Below are 19,361 nucleotides of genomic sequence, written 5' to 3' on the forward strand. Positions count from 1 at the left end.
ACTGAGTCAGTACTGAAAGGGAACTCGCGATGACCACGGAGACCGGCCGGCCGACCCCGCAGCAGACCTGGACCGCCGTCGACGACTACTTCAACGGCCTGCTGGTCGAGGAGGACGCCGCCCTGCTCGCCGCCGTCGCCGACAGCGAGGCGGCCGGGCTGCCCCCGCACCAGGTGGCACCCAACCAGGGCAAGCTGCTCGCCCTGCTGGCCCGCGTGCACGGCGCCCGCCGGGTGCTGGAGATCGGCACCCTCGGCGGCTACAGCACCATCTGGCTCGCCCGCGCGCTGCCCGAGGGCGGCCGGGTGGTCACCCTGGAGGCCGACCAGCGGTGCGCCGCCGTCGCCACCCGCAACCTCGAACGGGCTGGGCTCGCACCGGTCGTGGACCTGCGCACCGGCCCGGCGCTGGACACCCTGCCGCAACTGGAGCAGGAGGGCGCCGAGCCCTTCGACCTGGTCTTCATCGACGCCGACAAGCCCAGCAACCCCGACTACCTGGAGTGGGCGCTACGGCTCACCCGGCCCGGCAGCCTGATCATCGGCGACAACGTGGTCCGCGACGGCGCCGTCACCGACGAGACCAGCATGGACCCCCGCGTCCAGGGCGTGCGCCGCTTCACCGAGCTGATCGCCGCGCACCCCCGGCTGACCGCCACCGCCGTCCAGACCGTGGGGGAGAAGGGCTACGACGGCTTCGTCGTCGCGCTGGTCACCGCCTGACCGGCGGAGCCCGTCCCGACGCGCGGGGGTCTCCCCCGGCGGCCCGTGGTTTGACAAGGTGGGGTCGGCGCGGCCGCCGCCCGGGACCGGCCCGGACGGACCGGCCCCAGGAGAGGACGGCGACCGGTCATGACGGGGCAGCAGTTCGGGGACTACCAGAACGAGATCTACTTCGACGCGCTGTTCGGCAGGCAGCCGAAGCTCCCGATGGCCTTCGCCGAGCTGGCGGCGCGTGCCGAGGCCGCGCTGCCGCCGACGCTGCTGTCCTACGTGGCCGGCGGCGCCGGTGACGAGCGGACCCAGCGCGCCAACACGGCCGCCTTCGACCGGTGGGGCCTGGTGCCCCGGATGATGGTCGGCGCCGCGCGGCGCGACCTGTCGGTGGATCTCCTCGGAATGCGGTGGCCCGCACCGCTGTTCCTGGCGCCGATCGGCGTGATCGGCCTCTGCGCCCAGGACGGCCACGGCGACCTCGCCACCGCCCGGGCCGCCGCGCGCACCGGCGTGCCGATGGTGGCCTCCACCCTCTCGGTCGACCCGCTGGAGCAGGTCGCCGCCCAACTCGGCGACACCCCGGGCCTGTTCCAGCTCTACACCCCCACCGACCGGGCGCTCGCCGAGAGCCTGGTGCGCCGAGCCGAGGAGGCCGGCTACCGGGGCATCGTGGTCACCCTGGACACCTGGGTGACCGGCTGGCGCCCGCGCGACCTCGCCACCGGCAACTTCCCCCAGCTGCGCGGGCACTGCCTGGCCAACTACACCTCCGACCCGGTCTTCCGGGCCCGCCTCGCCAAGGCCCCGGAGGAGGACCCGGGCGCCGCCGTGCTGGAGTGGGCGAGTGTCTTCGGCAACCCGCTCACCTGGGCCGACCTGCCCTGGCTGCGCTCGCTCACCGAGCTGCCGCTGATCCTCAAGGGCCTCTGCCACCCGGAGGACGTCCGCCGCGCCCGGGACGGCGGCGTGGACGGCGTCTACTGCTCCAACCACGGTGGCCGGCAGGCCAACGGCGGCCTGCCGGCGCTGGACGCGCTGCCCGGCGTGGTCGAGGCCGCCGACGGCCTGCCCGTGCTCTTCGACTCCGGTGTGCGCAGCGGCGCCGACGTGGTCAAGGCACTCGCCCTCGGCGCCACAGCGGTCGGCGTCGGCCGCCCGTACGCCTACGGCCTGGCCCTCGGTGGCGAGGACGGCGTGGTGCACGTGCTGCGCTCGCTGCTCGCCGAGGCCGACCTGATCATGGCGGTGGACGGCTACCCGACGCTCGCCGACCTGCGTGCCGAGGACGCCCTGCGCCGGGGGTGGAGCTGACGACGGGCCGCCGGGCCGTGGAGGGGGCCAGGATCGGCAGGGCCCGCTGCTCGTCCTGGCGGACACGGTGGCGCTCGGCAAGGGAGTGCGGCCGGCGCAGGTGGTTCGAACCGGTGTGACGCGACGCGAATCGTGTACTATGTCATCCCTATGATGACAAGCATCCAGTCATCGAAAGGGTGACAACATGGACAGCCAGGACACCGGCGCGGCCGGGGTGGGGCCGGCCTCGTTCCTGGCCGCCGCCGCCGCGCTGGGCGCGATGGACGCCGCCGCCCGCACCGCCCGCCACGCACCCCCGGACGACACCGGACAAAACGATCCGCAGCAGGCCCTTTCCGCACTCCTGCTGCTGCGCCACCTGCGCGCGGAGCTCGCCGACTGGGAGACCGGCCTGATCGAGACCGCCCGCGACGCGGGCGCCACGTGGGCCGAGCTCGCCGAGCCGCTGGGCGTCCAGAGCCGCCAGGCCGCCGAACGCCGCTACCTGCGCCTGCGTCCCAACGCTGACGCCGGCACCGAGGCGGGCAGCACCGGCGAGCAGCGCGTCCAGGCCACGCGCAGCCAGCGCGCCGCCGACCGCGCGGTGGCCACCTGGGCCCGCGACAACGCCGCCGACCTGCGCCGCCTCGCCGGACAGATCGGCGCCCTGGACGGCCTCGGCCCCCAGGCAGCCCCCGCCGTCGAACGCCTCCTGGACGCACTGGGCCACCACGACCCTGCCCGTCTGCTCGCCCCGCTCGCCGAGACCCGGCCCCTCCTGGAGGCGGGCCACCCGAAGCTCACCGACCGCCTCGATCGGCTCACCGCCCGAGCCGACCAGCTGCGGGACGACCGCGCTCGGCAGCGCCGCACACCGCCAGCCGGCCCGTGACCGCGCCGGGCAGGCCGCTGCCGGTCCGCGACCCGCACGCCGGTGGCCCCGCGCCCACCGTCGCCACCGGCGACGGTGACGGCGGCGTGGGGGTGCCGGACCTGGCGGGCTCGTCGGTTCCGGTGGCCCTCGTCGAGCAGGCCCTGGTCGCCGCCGCCGTCGCGGCCGACGACGCGGTCGGCGGGATCGTGCGCGTCGACCGGTACAGCACGCGCCCGGACCCGCCCGCGGTCCGCTACGGCGCGACGCTGGAGTGCCGAGACGGCCGGAAGCCGTTCCTGTCCTGCTACGGCACCGCCCGGCCCGGCCACACCCGCCCCGAGCAGTCCTACCAGCCCCTCAGTCACATCTGAACACCTCCGGGGCCGGCCACGCGGTACACCCGCCGGCCCCAATGCCCTGACCGGATACGAACCCTTTCCATCACTCGAAGGAGAAGCCTCCCGTGGCCAGTCCGACCCAGACGCTGGAGTTCCAGGCGGAGACCCGCCAGCTGCTGCAGCTGGTGATCCACTCGATCTACTCCAACAAGGACATCTTCCTGCGCGAGCTGATCTCCAACGCCTCCGACGCCCTCGACAAGCTCCGCCTGGAATCCCTCACCGACTCCACCCTTGAGGCCTCCGACCCGCACATCGTCCTGGAGGTCGACAAGGACGCCCGCACCCTGACGGTGCGGGACAACGGCATCGGCATGACCCGCGACGACGTCGTCGACCTGATCGGCACCATCGCCAAGTCCGGCACCGCCGGCCTGCTGGCGAAGATCAAGGAGGCGAAGGACGCGGATGCCGCGCAGCACCTGATCGGCCAGTTCGGCGTCGGCTTCTACTCGGCGTTCATGGTCGCCGACAAGGTCACCCTCCACACGCGTCGCGCCGGCACCGAGCAGGGCACCGTGTGGGAGTCCGACGGCGAGGGCACCTACACGATCGCGGAAGTCGAAGGTCTGCCGGTGGGCACCTCGGTCACCCTGCACCTCAAGGCCGAGGACAGTGAGGACGGGCTGGGCGACTACCTGGCCCGGTGGAAGATCCGGCAGATCGTCAAGCAGTACTCGGACTTCATCCGCTGGCCGATCCGGATGGCCACCGAGCCCGGCCGTACCACTGCCGACGACAGCGCCGACGCCGACGCCGACGGTGCGGCTGCGGGCGAGCCGGAGACGCTGAACTCGATGAAGGCGCTGTGGGCCCGTCCTCGCAGCGAGGTGACCGAGGCCGAGTACAGCGAGTTCTACCAGCAGATCAGCCATGACTGGCAGGCCCCGGCCGAGACCGTTCACATGCGCGCCGAGGGTACCTTCGAGTACGAGGCGCTGCTGTTCATCCCCGCCCAAGCCCCGTTCGACCTGTTCTCCCGGGACACGAAGCGGGGCGTGCAGCTGTACGTCAAGCGGGTGTTCATCATGGACGACTGCGACGCGCTGATGCCGAACTACCTGCGGTTCGTCAAGGGCGTGGTGGACGCCCACGACCTGTCGCTGAACGTCTCCCGCGAGATCCTGCAGCACGACCGCCAGATCACCGCCGTGCGCCGGCGCCTCGTCAAGAAGGTCCTCGGCGCTCTCAAGGACATGCGGACCAAGAACGGCGAGACCTACGCGAAGGTGTGGGAGCAGTTCGGCCGGGTCCTCAAGGAGGGCCTGATCGAGGACCGCGACAACACCGACGCCCTGTTGGAACTGGTCAGCGCCGCCTCGACCTATGACGCGGAGAAGCCGACCACGCTGCGCGACTACGTCGCGCGGATGAAGGACGGCCAGGACACCATCTACTACCTGACCGGCGAGAACCGGGCGATGGTGGAGAACTCCCCGCACATGGAGGCCTTCACCGCCAAGGGCTACGAGGTCCTGATCCTCACCGACCCCGTCGACGAGGTCTGGACCGACCAGATCCCCGCCTTCGACGGCCACCGCTTCCAGTCCGTCGCCAAGGGCCAGGTCGACCTCGACGACAACGCCGACGGGGAAGGCAGTGACGAGGCGAAGGCGGAGAAGGCGCAGCGCGAAGAGGACTTCGCCGCCCTCCTCGCCTGGCTCCAGACCACGCTGGCCGAGCACGTCAAGCAGGTCCGACTCTCCACCCGCCTGACCACCTCCGCCGCCTGCCTGGTCGGCGACGCCCACGACCTGACCCCCACCCTGGAGAAGATGTACCGGGCCATGGGCCAGGAACTTCCCCAGGTCAAGCGCATCCTCGAACTCAACCCCAGCCACCCCCTCATCACCGCCCTGCACCAGGCCCACCAGGCCGGAGCGGACAACCCGGCGCTCGCCGAAACCGCCGAACTCGTCCACGGCAGCGCCCTGCTCGCCGAAGGCGGAGACCTGCCCGACCCGGCCCGCTTCACACGCCTGCTGGCCGACCGCCTCACCCACGCCCTGTAGCCCCCGCCGGGGCGCGGCCGGCCGGTCAACCGACCAGTCCGGCCGGCCGCGCCCCGCGCCGCGCTCGGCCGTCCCCGCCCGGCGCGCGCCGCTGGGAAGGGCCTTGGGGCGCTGCCGCGGCCGGGAACACCGAGGACGCGGACCGCATCGCCTCGCGCAGACGGCACCCCGTCGACCTGCTGCTGGACCGCTCCCGCGTGCCTGCCACGGCGGTCCAGGCCGGCCGGGTCACCGTCGTCGGGCTCTCCTGCCGGCTCGCCGACGGCACCGCCCACCTGGTCACCAGCCTGGCAGGAGTCACTCTGCCTGGGGGCCGGATGGGCGGGGGCGTGGAGGAAATCGCGCAGGGCGTACAGGTCGGCGATGGAGGCCGGTTCGGCGAAGCGGGCCAGCAGCCGGCGGATGGTTCGCCGCCGCCGCGGACAGCTTCGCCCGGTAGATGGTGCTGTACCCCTTCGGGGCCCCGGAGCCGCAACGGCACCGGGGCCCCTCGCCGCGTCCCCGAAGATCCATGAAGAGCTGCAGTGACCGCCCGTTGCACCCGTGTCCGCGTGTCCGCGACGACCAAGTCATGTGGCTGCGAGAAGAACGGCCGTGTAGTGCGCGCTGAAGGCGGCGACGGTGAGGGCGTGGAAGACCTCGTGAAAGCCGAACCAGGACGGTGACGGGTCTGGACGTTTGAGTCCGTAGACGACACCTCCCGCGGTGTAGAGCAGACCGCCGGCGATGACGAGGACGACGACCGCGGTGCCGCCGGTGCGTGCGAAGTCGGGCAGGTAGAGGACGGCTGCCCAGCCCAGGGCGATGTAGCACGGGGTGTACAGCCACCGGGGAGCCCCCATCCACAGCGTGCGGAAGGCGATGCCGGCCAGGGCGCCCGCCCACACCACGGTGAGCAGCACCGTCCGGCGCCGTCCGTGCAGCAGCAGCACCGCCAGCGGGGTGTAGGTGCCGGCGATGATCAGGAAGATGTTCGCGTGGTCGAGCCGCCGCAGGACCGCCTCCCCGCGCCGGCCCCATGTTCCCCGGTGGTAGACGGCGCTGGTACCGAACAGCAGCCAGGCCGACAGCGCGAACACCGAGCAGGCCGCCACCGCCGCGGCCGGGCGCGCAAGGGCGATCAGGACGACGCCGCCGGCCAGTGAGAGGGGAAAGATGCCGGCGTGCAGCCAACCCCGAAATCTCGGTTTCAGCGCTACCGCCGCGCACGGCGCGCCGCCGGCCGGGTCGGTGGCAGTCAGTCGGCCGGTCGGCCGGCCGGTCGTGCCGGCGGGCGCATCAAGCGCGGCGGTGTGGAGGGAGCCGGACGTGCTGCGGGGGCCGGGCCGGGACGTTCCTCCGTCTCCCGGCGGCTGGGTGTCTTCGGCGATCATGCGCTCATTTTAGGAAGGGCGGAGGACGTGCGGCCGACGCTCGCAGGAAGGCCCGGGTGCCGGCCCATCGGGCGCGGTGGGAGTGGCCGGCCGGCGGTCGGGGGCGACCGGGGCGGCCTGCGGTGAGCACCTGCCGCTCACCGCGGGCCGGTCTCGTCGGCGTGGTGGGTGGGTCAGGTGTCGGCTGCGGGTTCCTGTCCGGCGTCGCGGCGGAGCTGTTCGTTGATGCGCAGGGCTTCTTCGAGTTGGTCTTCGAGGATGATGATGCGGCAGGCGGCGTCGATGGGGGTGCCCTGGTCGACGAGGTCGCGGGCGCGCATGGCGATCCGTAGTTGATAGCGGGAGAAGCGGCGGTGGCCGCCGTCGGAGCGCAGGGGTGTGATGAGGCCCTGGTCGCCGAGGGCGCGTAGGAAGCCGGGGGTGGTGCCGGTCATCTCGGCGGCGCGGCCCATGGTGTAGGCGGGGTAGTCGTCGTCGTCGAGGGAGTCGGGGGTATGCGGTCGAATGGCTGTCGTGGTCACTGCACCTCTTCTTGTTGTTGTGCCCGGGGACGCGCTGAGGGGCCCCGGGGCCGTTGCGGCTCCCGGGGCCCCGAAGGGTTTTACACCATCTACCGGCTCTGGGGCCGGGGTCCTTGTGTCCGCACTGCCCCGGGGGAGGGGGTGTGCGGGGATCGCGTATGCGTGACCGGAAACCACCGTCCTTGCGTTGGGGTCTACGGAGTCCGCCCGGGCTGTTTCCTCACGGGCCGGGCGATCCTGATGGCGCGTTGTCCCTCCATTCATCCTCTGTACGGGCCGGTTACTGCGAACTGCGGTACTTCCCACTGCGTGGTAGTGCCAACTACCCGGTCCTGCTGCGGCGGTCCCTGGCGGTCCCGCCGACTCCGGCAGCCAGCCCCGTCGCCCGTCCTGCTCGGCTTGGAACCCCACTGCCGGACTCCCAGTGCGCGCGCCCGCAGCCTGGGCGCCTTCACCGGGATACCGCGTACTGCGACTGCCGGTACTGCCGAACTCAACTTCACCTACGAGTAGTGCACTTGCTGAACTGCGGTACCGCTCGGTGGTGGCCCCTGATACCCGCGGGCCACCCGGCCCGGCCGCCAGCCCCGTCGCCTACTGCACCATCCATGGCTTCAGAACCCTGCAACCGTGCCGACCTGCGCACTTCTGAACTGCTGCCCGCCAGTTCGTGTCTGGCGGGTACCGCTTGATCTCGGCTACGAGAGAAACACTAACCACGGTGCGCGGCAATGTCTACTCCAGCGGGCATAGATTTTCCGCGCCGGTCAGGGAGGCAGTCTTCGCCCCGCACGAGGCGGGGCGCCCCGCCTCGCCGCGGTCAGGCGGAGATGGCCTCGCGTTCGCCTTTCGCCGTGATGGCGATCTTGCGGGGGCGGGCCTTCTCGCTGATCGGCACGCGCACGCTCAGCACGCCCTGGTCGAAGTCGGCCTCGATCCGGTCGGTGTCCAATGCGTCGCCCAGGAACACCTGCCGGGAGAAACGGCCCAGCACCCGCTCGTCCGCCAGCACCTCCGCGCCCTGCGGCAGCCCGGACGCGCGCTCCGCGCGCACGGTCAGGACGTTGCGCTCCACGTCCAGGTCGATGGTCTTCGGGTCGATGCCCGGCAGGTCCAGGCGCAGCACGAACACCTCTCCGTCGCGGTAGGCGACCAGCGGCATCCCCGCCGGCTGGGAGGCGGTACCGACCAAGTGCTGGGTCAGCCGGTCCAGGTCGCGCATTCCGCGCAGGGAGTCGGTACGCATCAACAAAGGGATCAGCTCCTCACGGTCGTGAACGGTCACGGGTGCCCAGAGGCGCCATCGCGCCGGACCTGCCCGGCTCTGTCCTCCTGCCTGGGCACCTCGACGAGAAAGTTATAGCGACGCCAGAGCTTTCTTGACAAGCTGACGCTCAACTTTGGCGAGCTTGGTGCGCGCGACCTTCGGCGTGGCGAGGTCTGTGCGGCGAGCGTGTCGGACGTCGAGGACATCAGGGTGGGTGAGGCCCCGATCGAGGCGAGCGACATCGTCGCGGCCGAGATCGGGGCTACCGGCAGGCGATGACCTACATCCAGCGCCTCACCGAGGCCGGTGAGGATTTCGCCTACAGCCAGGAACTGCTCAACGCGCTGCACTTCATGAGGCGGGGCCACCACCTGCCCAAGCGCCGATGCCGCCGCCCACCAGGTCGAGCGGGGGGCGGACGAGGATGGCCGCTCGCCGCATGTGAGGGACGGACGCGTCCCGGTGCCGGCTGGGCCACCCCCCTTGTCGAGGGCGTTCACGCCCGCCGGGTGGAGCCCTGGCCACCGAGCCGGGTCCCGTTCGTCGCCCGCGGCGATTGATCGGGCGGCTTCTTGCCGGCCAGGGCTCTTGTTGTGCCTCAGAGCTCGCCGAGGGGGATCTTGGGATCCGTCAGGCGGTCGGCGTCCACCACGCGCTTGGAGGCGATCAGTTCGCGGATCGGGTCGGTGACGTCCCAGACGTTGACGTTCATCCCCGCGAGCACCCGGCCGTCGGCGAGCCAGAAGGCGATGAACTCGTTGGCCTTCACATCGCCGCGGAAGACCACCCGGTCGTAGCCGCCGGGCTCCACGTAGCCGGTGTACTCCATGCCGAGGTCGTACTGGTCGGTGAAGAAGTACGGCACCCGGTCGTAGGGCGTGTCCTGGCCGAGCATCGCGCGCGCGGCGGTCTGCGGTTGGTTGAGTGCGTTGGCCCAGTGCTCCACCCGGATGTGGCGGCCGTACAGCGGGTGGAAGGCGTTGGCGACGTCGCCCGCCGCGTGGATGTCCGGGTCGGAGGTGCGCAGGTACTCGTCGGTCTTCACGCCGTTGTCGAGCGCCAGCCCGGCCGACTCGGCCAGCGCGGTGTCGGGGGCGATGCCGATGCCGACGATCACCGCGTCCGCCGCCACCGTCGTGCCGTCGCCGAGCCGGACGCCGGTGACCGTGCCGCCCTCGCCCGTCAACTCCTCCACCTGGGCGCCGAACCGCAGCTCCACGCCGTGGTCGCGGTGCAGGTCGGCGAAGACCTGGGCGACCTCGCGGCCGAGCACCCGCAGCAGCGGGAGCTCGACCGCCTCCAGCACGGTGACCTCGGCACCCGCCGTCCGGGCCGCCGCCGCCGTCTCCAGGCCGATCCAGCCGGCCCCGATCACCACGACCCGGGCACCCGGTACCAGCGCCGCCCTGATCCGGTCGCTGTCCTCCACCCGGCGCAGGTAGTGCACGCCGTCCTGCTCCGCGCCGGGTACCGGCAGCCGGCGCGGCACCGAACCGGTGGTGAGCAGCAGCTTCGCGTACTCGATCCGGCCGTCGTCGGCGAGCGTGACGGTGTGCGCGACCGGGTCGACCGAGGTGACGGCGGTGCCGAGCCGCAGCGTGACGTCGTGGTCGGAGTACCACTGCGGCGGGTGGACGTAGATCTTCTCGCGCGGCGTCTTGCCGAGCAGATAGCCCTTGGAGAGCGGCGGCCGCTCGTACGGGCGCTCGTGCTCGGCGCCGATCAGGACGATGTCGCCCTGGTGGCCGGCCTCGCGCAGGGCCTCGGCCGCCTTCGCGCCGCCGAGGGAGGCGCCGACGATGACGTACGGGCGCCCGCGCCCGTCGGCCGTACCCGCTGTGTCCGTGCTCATGCTGAACTCCTCGCTCTCCGGCCGGAATCACGGACAGCCTGCCGCCGGCCGGAGGGCCTGTCGAGGCCACGCCAGGCGCGCCGCGACAGGCTCCCCCGAACGGGTGAAGCGAGGGCGTTCGGGGTTTGCGGCGGCCAGCAGGCGGACGTGAAGGCGCCCCGCGTCACGGCACCCGCGTCACGGCGTGTGCGTCATCGCCTCGCGGACCAGTGCGGTGTCGACGAACTGCTCGAAGCGGACGATCCGGCCGCCGCGCACCGTGAAGTGGTGGGCCACCCGGACGTCGAGCGGTCGGCGGGTGGCCCGGTTGACCGCGGTGTAGCGGGCCAGCACCACGACGTTCTCGCCGGCCACCACGTAGCTGTCGTCGTGGGCCGTCCAGTCCTCCCAGTCGGCGGCCAGCCGCTCCATCACGCCGCCGGTGACGCCCTTCGGTGTCCGGTAGGTGCCGCCCAGCGGGAAGCCGGCCATCTCCGTCCACTCGACGTCCTCGGCCAGGGTGGCCCGCAGCGCGGCCAGATCGCCGCGTGCCGAGGCCAGGTACTGGCGGCGCACCACGTCCGCGGGCGCGTCGGACTCGGCGAACGACATCTCGGACCTCGGGATCTCGATCATCGCGGCTCAGCCCCAGACCATCTCGCCCTTGGCGACCTTCGTACCGAGGTCGACCGCCAGTGCCATGCCCAGCCCCGGGTAGCGGTGCTCCAGCGCCTCCTTGGCGGCGGCCGCGTCGGGGGCCCGGCCGATCTCGGTCTCGAAGGAGCGCAGGTAGTCGCGGGTGTGCGCGATCGCCGTGGTGTCGGTGGGCGCGTCGGCGGTCCGGTGGCCCGCCACCACGAACTCCGGCTCCAGCGCCTCCATGCCGTCCAGCAGGTCGATCCAGGCACCCCGCTGCGCCGGGGTCGGGGTGTCGGCGGTCCAGACGTGCAGGCCCTCGAAGAGCAGGACCCCGCCGAGGAGCGCCCGGTGGTGGTGCTGCCAGAGGTAGTGCCGGTCCGGCAGGTGGAAGTCGGCGCCGCGCAGTTCGAACCGGTGTCCCTCGAAGACGAGTTCGTCACCGTGCAGCGGCTCCGGCCGCACCAGGCGGGTCGGCAGCTCCGGTCCGAGGTGCGCCCAGGCCTTGAGCTTGCCCTCGTAGGACTCCTGGATGTGCTCGACGGTGGACGCCGTGGCCAGGAACCGCGCCTGCGGGAAGGCGTCCTGCACCTCCTGCGCGCCGAAGTAGAAGTCCGGGTCGCCGTGGCTGACGAACACCGTGGTCAGCCGCTTGCCCGAGGCCCGGATCCGGTCGACCAGCCGGCGCCCGTCGGAGCGGGTGAACCCGGCGTCCACCAGCAGGGCGTCGTCGGGCCCGGTCACCAGCACGGAGGTCTTGTTGAGCGAGCTGTCGGGGCTGTCGATGACCTCGAAGTCGAGTGAGCTCATGCGGGTGTCCTTCCTCGGGCCGGGCCGGCCGCCGTGCAGCGCGCGCGTCGCCGCCCAGCATCGGCGACCGGAGCGCGGCCCGCACCTCGGGCGGGAGCCGGACCGCTCACCGGCCCCGCGGGTCGGGGCGGCTCCAGAGGGTGAGGTCGCTGCTGGTGGCCACGGCCAAGGTCCGCCCCGAGGGGGAGAACCCGGCGGCGCGGAAGGTCGACCAGGAGGAGTGGAACACCTGCCACCAGGTCTCGCCGTGGTCGCCGGTGTACGGTCCGCCGCCGGTGCAGAGCAGGACCCGCTCGTTGGGCCATTCCGGGACGAGCACCTCGACGTGCCAGCCGTCGTCGGTACCGGTGTGCAGGCCGCCGCCGTGGAGGCCGGCCACCCGGACGCGGACGTCGGCGACCGGGCCGATGCCGGGGCAGGCGAGGTCCGGACCGTCCGGCTCCTCCTCGGGGTCGTACACCCGGGCGATCTTCTCGCCGGTCGTCGCGTCGAAGAGGCCGTGCCCGGCGGTCGAGACCGCCAGGACGAGGTCGTGCCCGGTGGCCGGGTCGGTGGCGAAGCCGATCCCGAGCAGCCCGCCGACCGCGATCATGCCGGGACCGACGGGCTGCCAGGGCGCCGGCGGCGGCGTGACGGTGGCGGCGAGGAAGCGGTCGCGGAGCTGCTGCTGGAAGACGGTGACGGCCATGGGGGGATCCTCCCACCGCCGACCGGTCACCCCGGCGGAGCCAGCCTGGTCACCGCCCCGGCCGCGAGCAGGGTGGCGGCCGCCAGCGCGGGCCAGAGCACGCCCGGCCCGGCAGCCAGCAGCGCGGTCAGCACGGCCGGGGCCAGCGCGCGGCCGACGCCCGTCGACAGCTCCCAGCGGGCGAGCGCCCGCCCGAGCAGCCGGGGCGGCGCGACGGCGGCGACCAGGGCCGTCCCCGAGCCGCTGTAGAGGATCTCGCCCAGCGTGAACAGCACCGAGACGGCCGCCACGGTGGCCGCACCAGCGGTGCCGCCGATCGCCCACGCCGCCCAGAAGCCCAGGTAGGCGAGCGCCAGGACCGCTCCGGCGGAGGCCAGCACGGCCCGTCGCGAACGGCGGGCGAGCCGGAGCACGATCGCGAGCTGAAGCGTGATCACCAGCACGGTGTTGCCCACGAACACCCCGGAGGACCAGGCCGGGGACGCGTGCAGATGGAGGACCAGCAGCGCGGGCAGGGCGACCTCCAGGACGTCGAAGCAGAACGCGTAGGGGAGGGCGGCGATGCTGAGCAGGCCGATCCGGCGCAGCACCGGAGCGGCGGCGGAGCCGGCCGTCGGGTCGGGGGCCCGGTCGGCGGCCGGGGCCGGGTCCGGTGCGTCGGCCGGGTCCGGAACGGTGGCCGGGTCGGCGGCCGGTGCGGGGCTCGTGGCGGCCGCGGCGCCGGGGTCGGTGACCCGGAGCGAGTGCACCAGCGTCGCCGCGACCAGGCACGCGGCGGCCGTCGCCCCGGCCAGCAGCCGGATCGCGCCCGACCCGCCGGTCACCGCCAGGGTGGCGAGCAGCGCGCCCGCACCCAGACCCGCGTTGCGCAGCGTCCGCCCGGCGGCCAGCGCGGCGTCCCGGGTGCGCCCCTCGGTGAGGGTGCTGACCAGCGCCGCGTGGGTGGTCGGCCAGTTCTGGCCGCCGATGCCGAGCAGCACGGCGGCCGCCGTGAACCCGCCGAGGCCGTCCGCGCACAGCAGCACCACCGAGCCCACCGCCCTGATCAGCAGGGTCGCCGCCGCCGGGAGGCTGCGCGCGCCGCGGTCGATCCAGCGGCCGGTCAGCGGGAGCACCAGCAGGCCCGCCAGCAGACCGGCGGAGAGCGCGAGGCCGACCGTGCCCGCGCCGAGCCGCAGCACCCCGATGCCGTAGAGGAGCATGAACGGGCGGAGCAGACCGGTGCCGAGCGCGTCCACCAGCAGCGCGGTGGCGTAGCGGAGGCCACCGGCGGCGGTGAGCAGCGCGAGCAGGGCGGCCGGCCCGGGCCGGGCGGCGGTCGGGCTCGGCGGCCGGCCGGCCCGGGCGGAGGCCTCTGCGGAGCGGGACTTCTGTTGGAGCTGGTTCATGGCCGGTACCGTGCGGCCGCGCACCGCCCCGGAGCACGCCGATTGACGACTCCCGTCAATCGACGGCGCTGCCGTCGTGACGGGCTGGCAGGATCACCGGAGTGAGCCTCAGCATCGACATCACCGCGCTGTCCGACGACCGCGTCTTCTTCACCCCCTCGCCGCTGGCCGAGCTGAGCTCGATGCTGCACGTCCTCGCCGAGCCCGCGCACCACCCCGGGCTGCACGGCTGGGCGGCGAGCACGGCCGCCTCGCTCGCCCCGGAGCTGTCCGAACGCCTCTCCGAGGCCGACTTCCTCTGGCGCTCCTCTCGGGCCGACTTCCTCGTCCCCGGCCGGCCGGGGGCCACCCTGGCCGAGGAGCTGGACGCCGTCGACCGGATCGACGACGAGCTGTACGTCCGGGCGGCCTCCTTCATGACCTGCGGGACGTCCCGGCTCTCCGAGCGGCGCGACTCGCCGCTCAGCGACCCCGTGGCGCAGGAGCGGGCCCGGGAGCTCGCGATGGCCCGGGGCCCTCGCCAGGCGGCCTTCGCCGACCGGCTGTTCGCCGACCCGCCGGCCGTCCGGGCCCTGCTCCGCCGGCTGCTGGAGGACTGCGGGGAGGCGTTCTTCGCGGCTGCCTGGCGCCGGGTGCTGCCGGACCTCGCGGCCGACGCCCGGCACAAGGCGGACCGGCTGGCCCGGCACGGCCTCGGCAGCGCCCTGGCGGCGGTGTCCTCCTCGATCGCCCTGGAGGAGAGGGCGGACGGGCGGCGGCGGATCGTCATCGACAAGCTGCAGGACAGCGCCACCCGGTCCGACGCCGGGGGAGTGACCTTCGTGCCGACCGCCTTCGGGCACCCGCACCTGCTGGTGGTGCACGAGCCCGGGTGGCGGCCGGTGGTGCAGTACCCGATCGCGGAGGGCGGGCTGCCCGAGCCGGTCTCGCTCGCCGTGGTGCAGCAGCGGTTGGAGGCGCTGGCCCACCCGGTCCGGCTCCGGCTCGCCCGCACGATGGCGCGCGGTCCGCACACCACGGGGGAGCTGGCGGCGGCCTGGCAGCTCAGCGCGCCGGAGGTGTCGCGGCACCTGGCGGTGCTGCGCCGGGCCGGGCTGCTCACCACCCGGCGGCGCGGGCGGTACATGCTGTACCAGCTCGACCTGGCGGGCAGTGCCCGGCTGGGCTCGGACCTGCTGGAGGCGGTGCTGCGCTGACGGTGCGGTGCCGGTGCGGTGCCGGCGCGAGGGAGGGCTCCGGGACCGGACGGGACGGGACGGACCGGCGGGTCGTCGGCGGTGGTGCGTCGGGGGCGCGCGGGCCGGGAAGGGGCGTGCTACGTGCGCCGCACCACCGATCGGGGCCGGCGGGTGGGAACAGGCGGCCGAACGACGGCGTTCGACCGGGCATGATCACTGACGACGCGCCCGCGGCAGTTCCCCAGAGCGACGTCCTGCGCTACGCGGCCTTCTCCACCGACCCCGGCGGTGGCAACCCGGCCGGTGTGGTGCTCGACGCCTCCGGCCTGTCCGCGGAGCGGATGCTCGCCATAGCCGCCGAGCTCGGCTACTCCGAGACGGCCTTCCTGATACCGGACGCGGCCGGCTCCGTCGCGGGCCCGGCCGGGGCCGGTTACACCGTGCGGTACTTCAGCCCGCTGCTGGAGGTGCCGTTCTGCGGCCACGCCACCGTCGCCTCCGCCGTCGCGCTCGCCGAGCGGACGGGCCCGGGCCGGTTCGTCTTCGCCACGCAGGCCGGCGAGGTGCCGATCGAGGTGGACAAGGGCGCGGACGGCGTCCTGCGCGCCACGCTGACCAGCGTCGAGCCCCACGTCGAGGAGGTGAGCGGCGCGGATATCGAGGAGGCGCTCGCCCTGCTCGGCTGGTCGGCCGACGAGCTGGACGCGGCGCTGCCGCCCCGGATCGCCTACGCCGGCGCCCGGCACCTGGTGCTGGCCGCCGCCACCCGTGACCGGCTGGCCCGGCTGGACTACGACTTCGACGGCCTCGCCGCCTACATGACGGCCCGCGGGCTCACCACCGTGCAGCTGGTCTGGCGGGAGAGCGAGCACGTCTTCCACGCCCGTGACCCGTTCCCGGTCGGCGGCGTCGTGGAGGATCCGGCGACGGGCGCGGCGGCCGCCGCCTTCGGCGCCTACCTGCGGGAGCGGGGCGCGGTGACCGCACCGGCCATCCTGACGATCCACCAGGGCGAGGACCTCGGCCGCCCGGGCGTGCTGGGCGTCGAGCTGCGCGCGGACGACACCCGCGTCCGGGTCTCAGGTGCGGGGGTGGTGATCCCGTAGCGGCCGAGGGGCCCTCGGACCGTCGGCGGTGGCGCTCCGTCACCTCGGGTGCGCAGAGCACGCAGGGGCAGTGGGGGAGTCAGCCTGGTCGGTCGGTCGGTCGGTCGGTTCGGTGGCGCGGCCGAGGCGGAGGTGGTGGGCGGAGGCGGTGCGCGGAAAACCGATTGCGCACGTCGAACGGGTGGGGGACCCTGCGCGGATGGAACAGGCGAACGGTCGGACGGTCAGCATCCACGTCACCCACGGCAGTGAATACCTCGGCCCGGTAGGGCCGTTCGAGGTGGACGGGGCGTGGTGGTCGTCGGCCGGGCCGGTCGTCGAGCGGCTGTCCGAGGAGCTGGGGGTGCCCGTGCTGGTGCTCCGGCTCGCCGAGGTGGCGGCGGGTGGCGGCGGCAGCGGCGGGCACGTGGTCTACCACGCGGAGGCACTGGAGCGCCCGGCCGCCCTGGAGCCGCGTCAGGCGGGTGCCGAGGCGGCCGCCCTGCTCGGGCCGGCCGAGCGGCGGGCCGGTTGGGCCACCCAGGCCGGGCTGCGGGCCACCCTCGACTGGGCGGAGCGGACGCTGCACCGGGTGGGCCGTCCGGTGGCCGGCCCGGTGGAGCAGGTCCGGACGTGGAACCTGTCCGGACTCTTCCGCTACCGGACGGCGACCGGCGTCGACGCCTGGCTGAAGGTGACCAACCCGGCGTTCAACGCCGACGAGGGCGCGGTGATCGCGCTGCTCGGCAGCGTCGATCCCACCCTGGTGCCGCGGCTGCTCGGCACCGACCCGGTGCACGGGCGGCTGCTGCTCGACCACGTGCCCGGGGAGGACTGCTGGGGCCCGTCCGGGGAGGAGGTCGCTGCCGTGGTGCCTCGGCTGGTCGCCGCCCAGGCGGCGCTCGCCGCCGACGGCCGGGCCGCCGCGGCCGGCCTGCGGGACCGCACCCCGCGCACGCTGGTCGCCCGGGTGGGCGCGTTGCTCGACCGTCTGGAGCGGGAAGCGGAGGGCGCCGCGGAGCCGGCCGGCCCGGGAGCGTCCGGCGAGCCGCTGACGGCCGAGGAGTTCGCCGCCGCCCGGGCGCTCGCGGACCGGCTGCCCGCGCTGGTCGCGGAGCTGGCCGCCTGCGGGCTGCCCGAGACCCTGGTGCACGGGGACTTCCACCCCGGGAACTGGCGCTCCGACGGCACGCGGGCGGTAGTCGTCGACTACGCGGACTCCTGCTTCGGGCACCCGGCGCTGGACGGGCTGCGCCCCCGGCAGTACGTGTCCGACGAGCGCTGGGCGCAGGTCGCCGCGGTGTGGGCCGGTGCCTGGCGGGAGCACGCCCCCGGGTCGGATCCGGAGCGCGCCCTGGCGCTGGTCGAGCCGCTCTACCACCTCGCCTACGCGGTGCGGTACCAGGAGTTCCTGGACCACATCGAGACCAGTGAGCGGCCGTACCACGAGGGTGATCCGGTGAGCGAGCTCCGCGCCGCGCTGGCCTGCGCGGAAGCCGCCGCCCGGGCCTGAGCGGCCGTCCGGGGCGGTCGGCGCCGCCGCTCCCTGGGCCGGAGGGCGGCGCCGGCGGTCTCAGTCGGACGGCGCGACCCGGCGGCCGTCCCGTGCCGAGTGCAGGGCGAGCGCCTCGACCGGGCAGCAGTCGACGGCCTCGGCGAGTCGCGCCGTCAGCCGCTCGCCGGCCGGTCCGCCGTCGGGCGCGGGTCCCCGCAGGGGGTGGGCCACGCCGTCGGCGCCCAGCGCCAGCGAGCCGGGAGCGGTGTGCGCGCACATCCCCGAGCCGATGCAGCGGTCCCGGTCGACCCGGACCACCACCGGGTCGTCCTCCCCGGGCGGGCCTCCGGCCGCAGCCGCCGCAACCGCAGCCGCCGCAACCGCGGCCGCGGGAGCGGTCGGGGAGGACGACTGCCGGGAGCCCGCACGCCGGGTGTCCGACGCGGGCCCGGTCGAGTCCGGAGTCACCAGGCGACCTGGAGCGTGTTCGGACTGCGCGTCAGCAGCCCGCGCCGCCAGTCGATGGAGTCCGTCGGCCCGACGAGCCGCAGCGCAGGCAAGCGGCGGGCCAGCCGGTGCAGGGCCAGCTCCAGTTCCATCCGGGCGAGCCAGGCGCCCAGGCAGTGGTGCGGCCCGGCGCCGAAGGTGTACATCGGCGCGGCCAGCGGCGAGAAGAGCTCGGTCAGCAGATCGCCGGTGAAGACCTCGGGGTCGTGGTTGGCGGTCGTGGTGTCGGCGGCGACCACGCTGCCGGCCGGGATCACCACGCCGCCGATCTCCACCTCCTCGACGGCGCGCCGGAACAGACCGGGGAGTGCGTCGCCGTCCCCGAGCGGGACGCCGCGCAGCAGCTGCTCGGTGGCGGCGACCGCGCTCTGCTCGTCGGAGGCCAGCCGGTGCCAGGCCTCGCGGCCGTCACTCAGCAGATAGATCAGGGCGTTGCCGAGCATCGTCATGGTCGTCTCGTGCCCGGCCACCACGAGGCCGATCACCAGCGAGACCAGCTGCCGCTCGGTGATGCCCCCGCTCTCCCGGGCCGCTGCGAGCAGGCCGCTGACCAGGTCGTCACCGGGCGCGGCCCGGCGTTCGGCGATCAGGCCGGCCCCGAAACCGGCGAACTCCTCCATGGCCACCCGGACCGACTCGGTCGAGTGCGCGGTGGTGGAGAGCGCGTGGTCGCTCCAGTGGGCGAGGCGCTTGCCGTCCAGGCCGTCGAGGCCCATCAGCCTGCTGATCACGGCCACCGGCAGCGGGCGGGTGTAGGCGGCGATGATGTCGGCGGGGGAGCCCTGGTCGATCAGCTCGTCCAGCAGGGCCTCGACCACCGAGGCGACCCAGGGCCGCCAGCGGGCTATCGCGCGTGGGGTGAACGCCCGCTGCACCGTGCGGCGCAGCCGCTGGTGGTCGACGCCGTCGAGGTTCAGCATGCCCTCCGGGTTGTCCAGGAGGTTCGGGGTGAGCGTGAGCGGGGGTGCCTCGGGCGCGTAGAGCGGGGCGCGGCCCAGGCGCGGGTCGGTCAGCACCTGCCGCACGTCGGCGTGCCGGCTGACCAGCCAGACCGGGGTGCCGGTGGGCAGCGCCCCGAGGCGCGGCGGGCCCGGTTCGAGGCGCCGCAGGCAGTGCAGCGGCGGCAGCGCGGGCAGGGCAGGTGGGCCGGCCAGCGCGGGCGGCGCGGCCGGGTGGGACGCCGGGGCCGGACGGGGCGGGCCGGGCGCATGGGTCTCGGCGGGGCCGGTCGTGGCACGGGTGGCACTGTTCTCGGCGGACATCCGTACTCCAGACTCCAGGGCGGTGGG

The 19,361-nt window shown here is 74.1% G+C and carries 18 protein-coding genes; 8 read left to right on the plus strand and 10 right to left on the minus strand.

Going from position 1 to position 19,361, the window contains the following annotated elements:
* The first annotated feature begins 29 nt into the window (after positions 1-29).
* The 5 genes from ACIF6L_RS36000 to htpG all read left to right on the plus strand — a co-directional run bounded on the left by ACIF6L_RS36000 (position 30) and on the right by htpG (position 5,293).
* Positions 30-722, plus strand: coding sequence for an O-methyltransferase (locus ACIF6L_RS36000; RefSeq protein WP_396490762.1), 693 nt, complete (start codon positions 30-32; stop codon positions 720-722).
* A gap of 129 nt (positions 723-851) precedes the next feature.
* Entirely contained in the window at positions 852-2,027 is a 1,176-nt protein-coding gene (locus ACIF6L_RS36005; RefSeq protein ID WP_359807757.1) for an alpha-hydroxy-acid oxidizing protein, read from the plus strand.
* A 187-nt stretch (positions 2,028-2,214) separates the two neighbouring features.
* The gene (locus ACIF6L_RS36010) at positions 2,215-2,901 is read left to right on the plus strand and encodes a type III effector protein (protein WP_396490761.1); all 687 of its coding nucleotides are present in this window, start codon (positions 2,215-2,217) and stop codon (positions 2,899-2,901) included.
* Positions 2,898-3,254, plus strand: coding sequence for a hypothetical protein (locus ACIF6L_RS36015; RefSeq protein WP_396490760.1), 357 nt, complete (start codon positions 2,898-2,900; stop codon positions 3,252-3,254). The genes ACIF6L_RS36010 and ACIF6L_RS36015 overlap by 4 nt, the downstream gene beginning before the upstream one ends.
* 92 nt (positions 3,255-3,346) lie before the next feature.
* Positions 3,347-5,293, plus strand: coding sequence for a molecular chaperone HtpG (gene htpG / locus ACIF6L_RS36020; RefSeq protein WP_396490759.1), 1,947 nt, complete (start codon positions 3,347-3,349; stop codon positions 5,291-5,293).
* Between the two features lie 569 nt (positions 5,294-5,862).
* Here the strand turns inward: htpG and ACIF6L_RS36025 are convergent.
* The 8 genes from ACIF6L_RS36025 to ACIF6L_RS36060 form a co-directional block, all read right to left on the minus strand.
* Positions 5,863-6,666: a hemolysin III family protein gene (locus ACIF6L_RS36025; protein WP_396490758.1), complete on the minus strand. Its 804-nt coding sequence runs from the start codon at positions 6,664-6,666 to the stop codon at positions 5,863-5,865.
* A gap of 173 nt (positions 6,667-6,839) precedes the next feature.
* Positions 6,840-7,118 (minus strand): MerR family transcriptional regulator, encoded by a 279-nt coding sequence (locus ACIF6L_RS36030; RefSeq protein ID WP_329492369.1) that lies wholly within the window; start codon positions 7,116-7,118, stop codon positions 6,840-6,842.
* Between the two features lie 889 nt (positions 7,119-8,007).
* Positions 8,008-8,433, minus strand: coding sequence for an Hsp20/alpha crystallin family protein (locus tag ACIF6L_RS36035; RefSeq protein ID WP_396490757.1), 426 nt, complete (start codon positions 8,431-8,433; stop codon positions 8,008-8,010).
* Positions 8,434-9,052: 619 nt separating this feature from the next.
* Complete coding sequence (locus ACIF6L_RS36040) at positions 9,053-10,306, minus strand: NAD(P)/FAD-dependent oxidoreductase (RefSeq protein WP_396490756.1); 1,254 nt, start codon at positions 10,304-10,306, stop codon at positions 9,053-9,055.
* Positions 10,307-10,483: 177 nt separating this feature from the next.
* The gene (locus ACIF6L_RS36045) at positions 10,484-10,921 is read right to left on the minus strand and encodes a nuclear transport factor 2 family protein (RefSeq protein ID WP_329491137.1); all 438 of its coding nucleotides are present in this window, start codon (positions 10,919-10,921) and stop codon (positions 10,484-10,486) included.
* Between the two features lie 6 nt (positions 10,922-10,927).
* Positions 10,928-11,731, minus strand: coding sequence for an MBL fold metallo-hydrolase (locus ACIF6L_RS36050; protein ID WP_329491138.1), 804 nt, complete (start codon positions 11,729-11,731; stop codon positions 10,928-10,930).
* Positions 11,732-11,837: 106 nt separating this feature from the next.
* The gene (locus tag ACIF6L_RS36055) at positions 11,838-12,419 is read right to left on the minus strand and encodes a hypothetical protein (protein ID WP_396490755.1); all 582 of its coding nucleotides are present in this window, start codon (positions 12,417-12,419) and stop codon (positions 11,838-11,840) included.
* A gap of 26 nt (positions 12,420-12,445) precedes the next feature.
* Positions 12,446-13,807, minus strand: a complete 1,362-nt coding sequence (locus ACIF6L_RS36060; protein WP_396490754.1) for an MFS transporter — start codon at positions 13,805-13,807, stop codon at positions 12,446-12,448.
* Positions 13,808-13,908: 101 nt separating this feature from the next.
* Between ACIF6L_RS36060 and ACIF6L_RS36065 the strand changes: the two genes are divergently transcribed.
* The 3 genes from ACIF6L_RS36065 to ACIF6L_RS36075 all read left to right on the plus strand — a co-directional run bounded on the left by ACIF6L_RS36065 (position 13,909) and on the right by ACIF6L_RS36075 (position 17,583).
* A complete protein-coding gene (locus ACIF6L_RS36065) occupies positions 13,909-15,003 on the plus strand; it encodes a DUF5937 family protein (protein WP_396490753.1) in 1,095 nt (364 codons plus the stop codon).
* Between the two features lie 191 nt (positions 15,004-15,194).
* Entirely contained in the window at positions 15,195-16,091 is an 897-nt protein-coding gene (locus ACIF6L_RS36070; protein ID WP_396490752.1) for a PhzF family phenazine biosynthesis protein, read from the plus strand.
* A gap of 199 nt (positions 16,092-16,290) precedes the next feature.
* Entirely contained in the window at positions 16,291-17,583 is a 1,293-nt protein-coding gene (locus ACIF6L_RS36075; RefSeq protein WP_396490751.1) for a phosphotransferase family protein, read from the plus strand.
* Positions 17,584-17,643: 60 nt separating this feature from the next.
* On the opposite strand, the gene ACIF6L_RS36080 is transcribed toward ACIF6L_RS36075, so the two are convergent.
* Both ACIF6L_RS36080 and ACIF6L_RS36085 read right to left on the minus strand, forming a co-directional pair.
* Complete coding sequence (locus tag ACIF6L_RS36080) at positions 17,644-17,886, minus strand: ferredoxin (protein WP_396490750.1); 243 nt, start codon at positions 17,884-17,886, stop codon at positions 17,644-17,646.
* 143 nt (positions 17,887-18,029) lie between these two features.
* Positions 18,030-19,334, minus strand: a complete 1,305-nt coding sequence (locus ACIF6L_RS36085; RefSeq protein ID WP_396490749.1) for a cytochrome P450 — start codon at positions 19,332-19,334, stop codon at positions 18,030-18,032.
* Positions 19,335-19,361: the final 27 nt, after the last annotated feature.

Origin of the sequence: Kitasatospora sp. NPDC086009, from assembly GCF_044540385.1 — a bacterium.
Taxonomy (GTDB): Bacteria; Actinomycetota; Actinomycetes; order Streptomycetales; family Streptomycetaceae; genus Kitasatospora.